This window comes from Coriobacteriia bacterium, assembly GCA_014859305.1.
GTDB lineage: Bacteria > Actinomycetota > Coriobacteriia > Anaerosomatales > Kmv31 > Kmv31.
In genome coordinates this window covers 18,526-31,649 of the sequence record JACUUM010000032.1, presented here as the reverse complement: position 1 = coordinate 31,649, position 13,124 = coordinate 18,526, and the positions used below count along the sequence as shown (strand labels likewise).

General features: G+C 68.0%; 11 protein-coding genes. 3 read left to right on the top strand and 8 right to left on the bottom strand.

Annotated elements, in window-relative coordinates:
• The 5 genes from IBX62_07325 to IBX62_07305 all read right to left on the bottom strand — a co-directional run.
• Positions 1-943 (bottom strand): hypothetical protein (locus IBX62_07325; protein MBE0476888.1); only part of this gene is annotated, 943 nt, incomplete at its 3' end.
• Positions 940-1,920 (bottom strand): hypothetical protein, encoded by a 981-nt coding sequence (locus IBX62_07320; GenBank protein MBE0476887.1) that lies wholly within the window; start codon positions 1,918-1,920, stop codon positions 940-942. The genes IBX62_07320 and IBX62_07325, both read right to left, overlap by 4 nt.
• A 206-nt stretch (positions 1,921-2,126) precedes the next feature.
• Positions 2,127-3,212, bottom strand: a complete 1,086-nt coding sequence (locus tag IBX62_07315) for a hypothetical protein (GenBank protein ID MBE0476886.1) — start codon at positions 3,210-3,212, stop codon at positions 2,127-2,129.
• Between the two features lie 185 nt (positions 3,213-3,397).
• Entirely contained in the window at positions 3,398-4,693 is a 1,296-nt protein-coding gene (locus IBX62_07310) for an NHL repeat-containing protein (GenBank protein MBE0476885.1), read from the bottom strand.
• Positions 4,690-5,487, bottom strand: a complete 798-nt coding sequence (locus IBX62_07305; protein ID MBE0476884.1) for a tetratricopeptide repeat protein — start codon at positions 5,485-5,487, stop codon at positions 4,690-4,692. Before IBX62_07305 ends, IBX62_07310 begins: the two co-directional genes overlap by 4 nt.
• Before the next feature lie 213 nt (positions 5,488-5,700).
• Here IBX62_07305 and IBX62_07300 point away from each other — a divergent pair, with 213 nt between their 5' ends.
• Genes IBX62_07300 through IBX62_07290 form a run of 3 tightly spaced genes read left to right on the top strand, consistent with a single transcriptional unit; the run spans position 5,701 to position 9,899 of the window.
• Complete coding sequence (locus IBX62_07300; protein ID MBE0476883.1) at positions 5,701-7,608, top strand: O-antigen ligase family protein; 1,908 nt, start codon at positions 5,701-5,703, stop codon at positions 7,606-7,608.
• Positions 7,609-7,621: 13 nt separating this feature from the next.
• On the top strand, positions 7,622-8,779 hold the full coding sequence (locus tag IBX62_07295; GenBank protein MBE0476882.1) for a glycosyltransferase: 1,158 nt from the start codon (positions 7,622-7,624) through the stop codon (positions 8,777-8,779).
• A complete protein-coding gene (locus tag IBX62_07290) occupies positions 8,772-9,899 on the top strand; it encodes a glycosyltransferase family 4 protein (GenBank protein MBE0476881.1) in 1,128 nt (375 codons plus the stop codon). Before IBX62_07295 ends, IBX62_07290 begins: the two co-directional genes overlap by 8 nt.
• Here the strand turns inward: IBX62_07290 and IBX62_07285 are convergent.
• The 3 genes from IBX62_07285 to IBX62_07275 are packed head-to-tail and all read right to left on the bottom strand — an operon-like array spanning position 9,844 to position 13,124.
• The gene (locus tag IBX62_07285; GenBank protein ID MBE0476880.1) at positions 9,844-11,154 is read right to left on the bottom strand and encodes a polysaccharide biosynthesis C-terminal domain-containing protein; all 1,311 of its coding nucleotides are present in this window, start codon (positions 11,152-11,154) and stop codon (positions 9,844-9,846) included. The genes IBX62_07290 and IBX62_07285 overlap by 56 nt on opposite strands.
• Positions 11,151-12,356 (bottom strand): glycosyltransferase family 4 protein, encoded by a 1,206-nt coding sequence (locus IBX62_07280; protein ID MBE0476879.1) that lies wholly within the window; start codon positions 12,354-12,356, stop codon positions 11,151-11,153. Before IBX62_07280 ends, IBX62_07285 begins: the two co-directional genes overlap by 4 nt.
• Positions 12,357-12,362: 6 nt before the next feature.
• Positions 12,363-13,124 (bottom strand): class I SAM-dependent methyltransferase, encoded by a 762-nt coding sequence (locus tag IBX62_07275; GenBank protein MBE0476878.1) that lies wholly within the window; start codon positions 13,122-13,124, stop codon positions 12,363-12,365.

Genomic DNA, 13,124 nt, shown 5'->3' with positions numbered 1-13,124 from the left:
TGCCGTGGCAGGAGTCGCAGGCGCGCTCGTCATGGCACGTGTAGCACTTGGTCTCGGGCACGAGACGCCGCGGACTCGGCTCCCGATTGACGTGGAGCGCCTGGGCGACGTCTTTCACGTGGCAGTCCGAACACTCGGAGCTCGCCTGCACGTTGTCGTGACAGCGAAGGCACGCGGACATCCCCACCGTCCAGGACCCGACGGCGCCGGTCAGCCGCTGCATCTCGTGGCAGCCCACGCACGTCGCACCCGCGTCGAGGGGCTCCTTGTGCTTGACGCGCACGCCCCGGCGCTCCACGGTGACGATCCCGTCCCCCATCCGCCTGTGACAGGAGCTGCATGCGCTCGATGCGATAGGCTTACCGAACCCGGACGCCGTCTTGGGTGCGATGATGCCCTCGGCGAAGTGGATCGCCCGCCCGGGGACGTCGTACGTCAACGAGCCGAACACGCCGCCCGAGCCGTGGCACCGCACGCAGGACGTGGAGGCATGGGGATCCGAGCCCTCTTCGACAAGACGTTCGGAGTGCGGCATGTCACTGCCGTGGCAGGACAGGCACATGGCCTCCGACCCCGTCGTGATGCCGGTGAGCAGCCAGATCAGGGAGAGCCCGAGCGCGCCGAGGAGGAAGCTCCGCGTGGCGAGCCATCTGCGCTCCTCGGGAGTGAGGGGCTCGCGAGGAGGGCGCTCCACCATGACCGTCCGCTCCACGATCGTCTCGGGCTGCAGCCCTGCTTCGATCGTCCCGTCGTCATCGTCGTCGTCGCGAGAGGTGATCACCAGGATCGCGATGACGACCGCGAGAAGCGTGAGGACGACGACACCGCCGAGAACCAGCAGCGACGCCTGCGGGTTCGAGCCCGGGTTCTTGATGACCTGGTCGAACAGCGCCAGCAGATCGGAGAGATCGAGCGCGAGGAACCCGTCGACGATCTCCTTCATCGGGCACCACCACCGGAGTCCGTGCGCTTCAGCATGAAGCCGTCCATCTGCTCTCGCGTGACCGGATGGACGTGGTCCTCATGGCACTGCGTGCAGTCGCCCTTCTCGTGGCAGGTCAGGCAAGCCGCATCGCCGTCGGCCTCGACCGTGCCGGAATGCCCCTGGACGAACCGCTGGGGGTGCGGCATCTCGTACCTGTGGCACTCGCTGCAGAACTCCTGCCGATGACAGCCGGTACAGTCGGCGTCAGGGCGGGTGCTGTACTTGGTATGGGCCTTCAGGAAGTCGCCCTCGTGCGGCACGCCGGCGCCGTGGCAGCCCTTGCAGCGGGTCTCGTCGTGGCAGGCGACACAGGACCGCATGTCGCCCATGCCGTGGGTCTTCTTCCACTGCGGGCCGTGCGTGACGCGGAACGGCCCGTCGAATATCCTCTGCCGCTCCGAACGTTCCGTATGGCACGCATCGCACGCCGTGATCTTGTTCGACCGTCCGTGACACTCGTAGCAGTCCTCCATCTGGGCCGTCCGGGGCCACCGGGTCGAGGCGCCGTGCGCGCTCAGCGAATGGCAGTCCGTGCACGACGAGTCCCCCATGCAGGACGAATGCTTGATGAAGAGCCCCCTCGTGCCCACCGTGACCGGCTCCTCGACGGCGGAGTGGCATGAGAGGCATCGCTTGTCCGGTACCGCGGCGTGGACGCGGTCGACCTCCGGCACGACCGGGATCACCATATGGAAGACCTGGCGGGTCGCGAACGAGACCCGGCCTGTGAACGACGCACCGACATGACACGCCACGCAAGACACCGACGCGTGGGGTGACTTCGAGGTGTCCTCTTCGAATCCCTCGGTCATGTGGCAGGACCGGCACGCCGGCAGGGTCACCGCGGTGACCGACACCGCCGACAGGGCCAAGAGCGCGACCCCGGCCAGGACGAGCGTGGTCTGGAATATGGCCTGCTTCGGCAGGTTGGGCACGTGATGGTCCTCGCTGAGAGTCAACGGTGAACGCGACGACTGATGCCTATTCTACCAGCAAGGCATGCGCCAGTGAGCCTGCCGGCAGCCTGGGTGGATGACCTCGAGACTGCAGGGCTGAGACACCCCGCAAGAGAGGACCGGCCCCCTTGCGGGAGCCGGTCCGTGGTACCGGTCGGCGACGGATCGCCGTGCCGTCAGCTCTCCTAGAAGTCGAGGCCGACACCAGCTCCAGTGCCGTCGCGGTGGCACTTGAGGCAGAGACCGTCGTTCGTGAGAAGCTCGGTGTTCTCGAGGTTCGTACCGGGAACGTTGGTCTTGGTCAGCAGCGTCTTCGCGGCGAGGGCGTCCTCGGCGTAGGTGAGCCAGATGTAGCTGGAGCCCGCGACCGTCTTCGGCGTGATCGCGCCGGCGGCGTCCACGTAGCCGTGCGGGAACGCCGTGTCGTTGGAGGCGGTGAGGGCGTCGTGGCAGGCCGTGCACTTGCTGGCGTTCTCGTAGGCGACGGGGCCTGCGGTGTACGAGGCGCCGTAGGTCGGGCCGTCGTACGTGGCGGATGCCATGGCGGTCACCCGGTGGCCGGTGAAGGCACCGAGCGTCGACGCCGGGCTGGTCCCGGCGACGTTGACCGCGAAGCCCTGCCGGTGGCAGTTGCCGCAGAGGTAGCCGGTGCCGAGCGTCAGACCCGTGGCGATGTCGCCGGAACCGTCGAACATCCCGATGTCGAGGCCGTTCTTACCCGGGACGGCGAGGTCCTGCGTGATCCACGTGTCGGCGTTTATGTTGATCAGCTTCGACGCAAGCGTCACGTACTCCGAGGTGCCGACACCGTGCGGGTTGAGCGCGTGGCAGCGCGTGCAGGTGCCGTGCGGCGAGATGTAGCCGTCGGCGTTGGCGGTCATGACCACGTCGGTGAAGGTGTTGCCCTCGTTGTGGCAGAACACGCAGCCCTGCGCGTAGGTGGCGAACGGACCGCCGGCAGTGAGGACCGAGCCGCCAGGAGCGGCGGTGTGGACCGAGTGGCACACGGCGCACTTGTTGGTGTTGGCCGAGTAGCCACCGTGCGGCGAGGTGCCGGTGTTGCCGGCGAAGGTTGCGGCGGTGTCCCAGTCGAGGTACGTGCCGGGACCGGGATAGATGGTGTTCTTGTAGGCAGCGTTGTAGAACGGGCCGATCGCGTAGGCGACGGACGCGAACATCAGGACGAGCGCCGTGGCCATAGCGACGACCAAGAGCGTCTTCTTCATACTGATGACTCCCTGTAGGTCGATGTGGGTTCTTGTCTCTTTCATAGTTGTCACCTCCTTCCTAGAGATCAGAATCAATAAGCACAGTTGCTTATCCAAAGTTAATCTACCACATCCACACAGGCACAAACAACCAGCTTCACAATCTCCCGAGCCGCTGGTGCCCGGCGTCGTTTGCCCAGGTAGCAAGCATAGTCACGAGTGGTCACTCACTGCCGTCCGTAGACGACTCACGCGGAACGCTCCCCGCCGGGCGCCTGATCCGGGTCGTCCGACACCATGACCGCCTGCTCCTCGCCGGTCCTCCGCCGCTTGCGCAGAACCGCCCAGAGGATGATCAGCAGCAGCAGGAGAAGGAGCGGGAATATCAAGGCGCGCAGCGGACCGGCGAGAGCGCGGCGTACGGCACCCAGAGCGGCGTCCGAGCCCTGGGACGAGCCCGTGATCCGCAGGATCTGGACCCTGCGATTCCCCCCGTCGGAGACGACGAACCAGTCCCTCTCGGGATCGTAGTCGATGCTCGTGGGGTACAGGAGCTGACCCTCCTTCGTGCCGTAAGCCCCGTACTTGGCGATGAAGGAGCCGTCCTTCGTGTCGAACACGGTGATCGAGAAGTCCATGCCGTCGACGACCACGAGCCGGTTGTTGCCGTCCACGACGAGGTCCACGGGCATCTGCAGACGAGGAGTGCCGGTGGTGTCGTCCGCCGCCGCCATCGCGGGCTTGGTGATGTCGAGGCCTTTGGGCGGCTTACCCGTCCGCTGCATCCAGAGCCGGGTACCGTCCTCGTCGTAGGCGCTGATGCGGTTGTTGTAGGCGTCGGTGATGTAGAGGGTCCCGTCGGGACCGTAGGCCACGCCGGAGATGACGTCGAACTCGTCGTCGCCCTCCCCCCTCTTGCCCCCGACCTCGTGGAGGAACTCACCCTCGCTATCGAACACGACGAATCCGATGTTGGACGAGACGGCGAGCCGATCGCCCGAGAACTCGATGTCGTTCGGGCTGGGGAACTCGAAGTTGCTCTCCTCTGTGCCTTCGGCTGAGAACACCCGGACCCGGTCCTGGGCCGTCTGCCCGAAGAAGAGCTGGCCGTCCCCCTCGGCGACCGCCCCGACGCGATAGAGCGAAGGATCGGCCTCCTCGCCTATGATGCGAGTAAGCACCCCTTCTGGCGAGAACTGCATCACGAAGCTGTACTGCTGATCGGTGACGTAGATGGCTCCGCCGGCCCCGACCTCCACCTTCAGCGGCCGGATGAAGAGCTGGTTCTCCGCCGGGCCCCATCCGTAGATGGAGCGGATCCACTCGACACCGCCGGACTCCTCGCGGTCCGCCACATGGTCGGACGAGGGGAGGACCATGCGGACGAGCACCGAGCCGATGGCGCACAGCGAGAGCAGCAGGATGATGATGACGGCGATCAGGATCCTCCTGCCGCGACGCGACCTGCGTCCCCCCGTCGGCCGCTCGGTCGGCGTCGTCAAGGCGGCCATGCCCTGCGTCGAACCGGTCTCGATCTCGCTCATGGCTTGACTCCCAGCTTCTCGAGTCCGTCGAGGGCGCCCTTGTTGTCCTGGATGAAGTTGAGCGCGGTGCGGTAGTCCTCCTCCGCGCCCGCCTCGTCCCCGACCTCCACCTTGGCGTCTCCGCGAAGCACGTACACGTCCGAGGCGCCGCCCCGCTCGTCAAGGTATTCGTCGAAGTCGGCGATCGCCTCGCCGAACTCACCGAGCTCCACATACGACAGGGCCCTCAGGTAGAGCATGCCCCAGTAGTTCTGGCTGATCTGTTGGCCCTTCTGCTCGGGGCTTCCGTCGACCTTCAGCTGCGCCTCGTGGTAGGCGGTGAGGGCGGCCATGCCCTCCGTCGCGGTCTCGACGGCCTTCTCGTACTTCTTGGAGGAGAAGTGTACCTGTGCCTGGGCGAACATCATGTCGGCGCCGGGCCTGTCGTCGATCACCTTCATCCCGCGGTCGACGGCCTGTTGCGCCTTCTGGAGCTGGCCGCTGTCGACCAGGGCCCCGATGTAGGCACGCCAGACCTCCGGGTCCCGTGTCCCGGCGCTGGTCTGGAACTCGTAAGCGTTCAGATCGCGCTCCATGCGGGTGCGAGGAGTATCCGAACCCAGGATACCGAGGTAGAGAGCTGCGACGACCGTCGACAGGAACAAGACGATGACGACGGCGGCCACGACGGACAGCAGCTTCACGACCGGATCGTCGAACATCGAGGCGCGGCGAGGGGGAGGTCCGCTCGAGGGGACGACTCCGGGATCGGACTCACCGTCGTGCGTGAGATCATCGGGCTGAGTGCCTGCCATCACATTCCTTTCGAGTATCCCGCGCTCTTGTGCGCGCCATCGGGGCTCGGCGGCATTGGTACTAGAATAGCTGGCGGACACTCCTGATCGATCCGGTCAGGGACCGACATCTCACTCCGATTGGAGACGACGTTGAACCGCCCGCCGCAATGGTCCTGGTACGCCCTGCTGGCCTGCGTGTCGCTCACTCCGCTCGCGACGACAGCAACATCCATGCTACTTCGTTCGCTTCCGCTGACGTACGACCCGTTCGTCATCCCGAAACTCGCTTCGGTGGGCATTCTATCAGCGGTCTCGCTCCTCTTGTGGGCATTCGGAGACGTGCGGCGAGTCCGCTGGCGCCGATCGGGCTTCGCAGCGCTCGCGCTGATCTCGGCTGCCGTCCTCTCGACGATGTTCGCGCTGGACCGGCCCGTAGCCTTCTTCGGCAAGGACGCGGCGAACGGACTCGTGGCGTACCTCGCGTACGGTACCGTCGCTTTCCTCATCCTGCAACTGGTGGACTCGGCCCACCGGGTCCGCGCGTTGACGAGGGTACTCGTCGGAAGCGGCGTCGCCGTGTCCGTGGTCTCGCTCTTTCAAGCAGCCGTCGTCGGATCGGACTATCTCGAGGAACTGGGCATCGGCGCGGCCGGCTACCTGTACGGCCGAGGCGGCGGGTTGTTCGGGAATCCGGACTTCCTTGGTACGTTCCTGGTGGTCCCCTTCATCCTGGCATTGAGCCTGTCACTGACCGAGCCGCGGCGCGTGGGACGCATCCTTGCCGCATCCGCCGCCGCGGTGCTGGGAGCCGGGCTGCTCGTCACCCAGGTCCGGGGCGCATGGGCGGGCGTCGCGGCAGGCCTGTTGGTGGCGGGAGCGCTCGCCGTTCGGGGCAGGTCGATCACCCCCCGGCATGCCGTGACCGGCGTCGCGATCGCCCTTGCCGCCGTCGTCGCGGGCGTCGCGATCGCCCAGCCCGGGGCGATCGTCCGGCGCGTCACGACGGGGCTCGATGCCGGACTGGACGCCTTCTCCGGCGGGCGCATCTCCGGATGGAAGGACGCCGCCGGCGTCGTCGTCGACCGGCCGGTCCTCGGCACGGGTCCCGACTCGTACACGTTCGGTTGGTACCGGCAGGCCGTCGCCCTCGCCGACCCGGCTACCGGCGCCGCGTCGTATTTCGAGGACCCGCACAGCTTCCCCATCGCGATAGCCGCCACGCTGGGCGTCCCTGCGCTGCTCGCACTGCTCGCGATGATCGGTCTCGGCTTCAACGCGGGCGCGAGGAACATCAGGCTGACCGCGGATTCGCCCGGGAGGCGCGGGATCTACGTCGGATGGCTGGGAGCCTTCACGGGCTTGCTGGTGGCGTCGTTGTTCGGCGTGACGACGATCCCGCTCACCCTGCTGTTCTTCGTCTGCGTCGCGGTACTCCTGACGCCGGGCGCTTCCGGGCGCGAGGTCGCGCCCCGACTGGCTCCCGCCGTCCGGCTCACAGGCGCGCTCGTAGCCGCCGTCTGCCTCGCCGGCGCGGCCGTCCCCGTAGTGGCCGACTACCATCTCGGCCGGTTCATGCGGACGCGCGACGCCGCAAGCCTCGATCGCGCGCGAGCCGTCGCTCCATGGGACAAGACGATCCAGCTGGAGTACCTCGGCATGCGCCGCGTCGCGTTGACGCCGCTTCTCAGCCAGGGCGGCGCGGAGGCGCTCTCCGCCGCCGAGGCGTTCGACGCGGAGGTCTTCCGGCTGGCCGACGAGCATCCGCACGAGCTGCTGTACACGTTGGAGAGGATCGACTTCCTCGGACAGGCCTCGGGGATGCTCGGGCCGGCGGTGGGCGAGAAGTCCCTGGCCGTGATCAACCTCGCGCTGATGGACTACCCCGATCTCGTCGACTTGCGGATCCACCAGGCACGGGCGCTGAACAACCTGGACCGGTACGGCGAGGCGATCGCCGTGCTGGAGCCGCTGCCCCGCAGCGTGCTTCGCGACACCGCCCTCGCCGAGAGCTACCTGCTCTCGGAGGACGTGGCAGCCGGCAGACAGGTGATTCGGCGCATAGCCGCCGACTACGACGGGTCGCGCGTAGCCGAAGCCTTCCTCGCGCAGCCGAGCATCGCTCCTTACGTCGAGGAGTAGGCGGGCCCCCACCATGCCTCCCCGCGTCCTCATAGCCAGCCATCTCTTCCCCTCGGTGCAGCGGCCGACGTCCGCCCCGTGGCTCGCCGAGCAGGTCTCGGCTCTCGTAGGTGCGGGCATCGGGGTCGACGTGCTCTGCTGCTCGCCGTTCGAGAAGGACGTCGACGTCACGCTCTCAGCCGGTGGGAAGGCGGTCCCGGTCCACTATCGCAGCACGTCAGCCGGGCCGATGAACGGTACCCGTGCCGGTATCCTCCTGTCGGCTGCACGCTACACGGGGCAGGCGCGCAGGTATCTGGACGATGGAGCCGACCGGTACGACGTGCTGCATGCCCACTTCGGATTCCCGGACGGGTTCGTGATGGTCCGCGAGGGCCTCCGCCGTTCGGTCCCGACGGTGGTGACGCTGCACGGCAGCGACGTGACCTCCGTTCTGGCACGTCCGGGGGCTCTCTCCCGCGTCGTGAGTCGCAGGATCGCCTCGGCCACCAACCTGGTCTGCGTCAGCCGGGCCCTGGAGCGCGCGGCGCAGGAGGTCCTGCCAGAGGAGGCCTCCACGCTCGTCATCCACAACGGATACGACGCACGGCTGTTCCGGCCGGACGGCGAGAAGCGTGACCTGGGCTACCTCTTCGTCGGGGCCCTCAGACCCGTGAAGGGCGTCGACGCGCTCGTGGATACGTATCTCGAGAACCGCGACCTGTGGGACCTGCCGCTCACGATCGCCGGTTCGGGGCCGCTCGAAGGCGCGCTGAAGCGCAGGTCGGCGGGCGCCGAAGACGGCGCGAACGTGCGATTCCTGGGCGAGCTGCCGAGGGAGAAGGTGGCCGACGCGATGCGACGGGCGTCGGCGCTCATCCTTCCGAGCAGGCAGGAGGGGTATGGGGTGGTCGTCGCGGAGGCGCTGGCGTGCGGGACGCCCGTGGTCGCGTCACGAGTGGGCGCGCTTGACGAGATCATGGCGGACCCGCGGACCGGGGTCCTGATCGAGGCCGACGACCGGCACGGTCTCTCGGAGGCCATGCGGGCGGTCCGCCGGTGGCCCTACCCTGCCGGCGAGGTCGCTTCCGCATCGGCCGCACGACCTTGGCACGAGCAGGCCGAGGAGATCGCGCGGCTCTACGGCGAGATCCTGCGCGAGCGCTACGACCGGGCGGCGACCGATGGCTGAGTGCCGTGTCGCATACCTCACGCTCCAGGCCACCACGGAAGGCCAGGGCGCTCACACTCACGTTCACGGGATCATCGAGGGCCTGGAGCGGCTGGGTTGGGCTGTCGACCTGTTCGAGCCGGGCTATTCGGGAGGAGCGGCGCCCGGGGCGCCGGGCCGGCTCGCCGAGTTCGCGCGCGTTCAGCGACGGTTGATCCGTTGCCTGAGGACCGGCCACTATGACGCCCTCTATATCCGAGGACACGCGCTCGCGTGGCTCGCGGCTCGCGCCGCTCGGCGCCTCGGGGTCCCGGTGATCCAAGAATGTAACGGCCCCTACACCGACTTCTACGCGATGTGGCCCCGGGCGAGGCTGGCGAAGCCCGTTATCGAGTACATGGCGCGGTCTCAGTTCGCGCGCGCGACCGCCCGGATCGCCGTGACGCCCGAGCTGGCGTCATGGTTGGAAGCCGAGACGGGCTCCCCCGCTGCGATCATCGGCAACGGGGCTGACACCGGACTGTTCACCCCTGAGGCGCGGAGCTCTCACTCGGCCACCCTTCCCGAACGGTATGCGGTCTTCTTCGGCGCACTGTCGCCCTGGCAGGGAATCGACCTCCTCTTGGATGCCGCGGAACACGAGGATTGGCCGAACGGCGTGGCCCTGATCATGGTCGGCGACGGTGTCCTCAGACCGAAGGTGGACCGCGCCGCCACGACCTCGACCCGCGTCGTCGCAGCCGGCGTCGTCCCCTATCACGAGGTCCCGGGGATCGTCTCGGGCTCGATCGCGTCGATGGTCCTGTCCCATCGACCCGCCGAGTGGGGTCTCTCGCCCCTCAAGCTGTACGAATCCATGGCGTGCGGCACCCCGGTCGTAGTGGCGGACGTCCCGGGCACGAGTACGGTCGTACGAGAGCACGGATGTGGGGTCGTGGTCCCGCTGGATGACTCGGCGGGAGTCGCAAGGGCGGTCGGATACATAGCGTCTCACCCCGAGGCCGCTGGCGAGATGGGGGTTCGCGGGCGCGAGGCCAGCGAGCGGCACTACTCCTGGCGTGCGCGAGCGGAAGCGACCTCCGAGGTCATCGAAGACGCGATCCGAACACGGCGCGGAGATCCTCCCTGCGCGGGACGATGAGCGCTACCGGACTGCACCCCGTCTCCCGCCTGAAGCGCCACACCAGCCACAGCGAACCCGAAGCGTACGTGACCGACGAGGCGAGGGCCGCCCCCGCGACGCCCATGGGCGGGATGAGAGCGAGGTTCAGCGCGATGTTGCCGAACACCGAGAACGCGGACAGCACCGGGAACTGATGACCGCGTGAGGTCAGGTACGAGACGATCGGGCCGACCAGCCCGTTCAGCACGACTCCCGGCGCGAGTATCCAGAAGAGCAGCGGCGCGCCCGTGAACGCGGGACCGAAGACGAACGCGACGGCGGGCCTCAGCAGAAGCGCGGCGGCTCCCAGCAGGAAGACCTCGAGCAGCACCGTGAGCCGGACCGAGGTGGCCACCAGCTCGGCCCCCTCCTCGGCCCGCTCGTGGAAGAAGCGGGACAGCAGGGGCGTCTCCGCGGCGCGCGGGATGAACCACAACAGCTCGACGAGCGCGACGGCCACCGAGTACACGCCCGTGGCGGCGACGGTGGAGAGCACGCCGAGCATCACGATGTCTACCCGCATCTCCAGCATCGCCGCGATCTCGGTGAGATACCGTTTCCGTGCGTACGAGGCCGCATCGCGCATCCGCCTGAGGACGCCCGGCCATTCCAACCGCGCCTTCACGGACAGGAGCATCATCACCGCCGCCAGCGCCGATGCGGCGAGCGTGACCGCCACGACCGCGAGGACGCTGAGCCGCACCATCCAGTAGAGGAGCCCCACCGCCGCGAGGTTGGCCAGCAGGGCCAGGGACTGCGCGCTGGCTTGAGCCGCCGGCCTCCCCTGCCCCACGAGGATCCCGGCGAGCTGCGACCCGAGGATGCTCACGGGCACGATCAGCGCGGACAGCCATAGCAGCCGTGACGGGAACACCGAGAGCGCCGGGAGTGCGCGCATGACCGCGAACGAGAGGGGGACGCCCACCAACAGCGCGACGACGGTGATGAGCATGGAATCGCTGAGGGCTTCGCTCGCGGTCTTCCTGCGGCTGCCGACGTAGTAGACGTTCACGCCCGCGAAGCCGAAGCCCATGATCAGCGCCATGATCGACGGCACCTGCTGGACCAGCGCAAGCGCCCCCTTGCCTGCGGGCCCCAACTGGCGCGCGACGAGCGCGGCGACGCCGAACGCCGCTACGACCCTGAGAGCCTGCATGATCGCGAACGAAAGCGTGCCTGCGCGCACGCTCGGTGCGGGACCCGGTTCTACGGCGACCTCGGCCTCGAGGCTCACTTCGCGCCCCTCGATAGCGCATCCACGATCTCACGCAGACGTGCCGCGAACTCCGGCGGGCCCCATCGCCTCGCGCGCTCGTACCCCAGCACGCGAAGCCGGTCGCACAGGGCGTCGTCCTCCCAGAGACGCAGGCAAGCCCCGGCGATCTCATCCACAGAGGACGGGTCGAACGTCAGCGCGGCGTCACCGACCTGCTCGGGCATCCCGTAGATCCCCGAGACGGCAACCGGACAGCCCAGGACGAACGCCTCGAGCGGCGGGATGTTCGTCGGCCCGAAGAACGTCGGCAGCACGAGCGCTCGGGCATGACGGTACAGGTAGGCCATCTGCTCGTTCGACACGTAGCCCAGTATGCTCACCGAGTCTCGCAGCCCGAGCCGTTCGATCGTCTCGCCGACGGCGGAGACGGCGTTCTTCTCCGAGCCGACCAGCACCAGGTGCGCCTCCGGATGTACCTCGAGCAGCCGTGCCAGCGCCTCCAAGAGGCGGAGATGGTTCTTGTGCATCCAGAACTGGGCGGGGTACAGGAGGTACTTCGGAGGCAGGCCCACCGCGTCGGCCCACGCGTCCAGCTCTCCGTCCAGCATCTCCCGCTCCGCGGCCTCGTAGATGTAGGCAGGAGCGACGTACGGCAGGACGTGGAGTTCCGCGCCGTCGGGTCCGTACGATTCGATCACCTGCCGGCGGCCGACCTCCGAATCCACGAGCACGCCGGTGGCTCCCCGGCGCATGCGCGAGAACAGCCTGTCTCGCGCTGCGGGGATGTCCCCGGAGGCTACTTCCGGGAAGTGAGGTTCGTAACGATGCATGAGGTCGTGGATGGCGCCGAGGGACGGCGTCGACAGCTCCCACGCGTAGTGCTCGAAGTTCGGGTAGATGCACAGGTCCACGTCGTCGCGCCGCAGCTGGCGGCCGAACGGCACGGCCAGCGAACCGATCCTCTTGCGGAGCGCGAGCGGGAGCGGGAGCTCCCGGGCGACCTTCGTCACCAGCCTCGATGCCGGGCCCTGTGATCGGGCGACGCGGCTCTCGATCCCGTACCTGGAGAGGATGCCTGGCCAGACATCGTCCCTGCAGTAGCCGAGGACGCGATACTCCTCGGCTGGGAACGTGGCGAGTGCGGACACCAGCGAGAGGGCGTTCTGGTACGTGCCTCCGTCGCTCGGGGTCCCGCCGAGGTATATGGCCACCGTCTTCACGCCGCCCTACCGCTTCCGGGCGACGAAGCAGCCGTTCCAGGTGTGGAAGTCCAGCTCGGCGCCCGTGCCGAACTCGCAGCTGCGCACGACGTCGAATCCTTCGGAGTCCAGCGCGAGGGCCACCTCCGGGGCGAACAGGTACCGCATCTCGTGGGTCTCCTCGAGGACGGACTCCTCGCCGCCGTCCTTCGGGGCGACGGTGATGCGATAGTGGACCTCGCAGACGTCGTCGTTGGGCCGCATCACCGGTTCGGCGAGGCGGGTCACGCGCACGGCTTCGTCCTCGAGCGTCTTCTCCCTGTGCTCGGGCCGCTCGGTGAGCACCGCGGGACCGTACCAGCAGTCGAAGACGAAGAGGCCGCGGGATCCGAGATGCTCCGCGGCGGTGCGGAACGACGCCAGCAGATCACCGTTGGTCGTCTGGTAGCTCATCACGTGGAAGAGCGAGACCACGGCGTCGAACGTCCGGCCGGCGCGGTATGTGCGCGCATCGGCCAGCTCGAACGAGAGCGCTCCGGAGTGCGACCTGCCCGGCGGGCCGCTCGACGCGTCCTCGAGCATCGTCTCCGAGAGGTCGATGCCGTGGACCCGGTACCCCAGCGAAGCGAACTCCCGGGCGTGCCGGCCGGTGCCGCAACCCAGCTCCAGCAGGTCGACGATGCCGCTCCCATACTCGTGCAGCAGAGCGTCGACGAACCCGGCCTCCTCGGCGTAGGGCTTGTCTCCGTAGAACAGGCCGTAGTAGCGGGAGTACGCGCCGAAGACCAC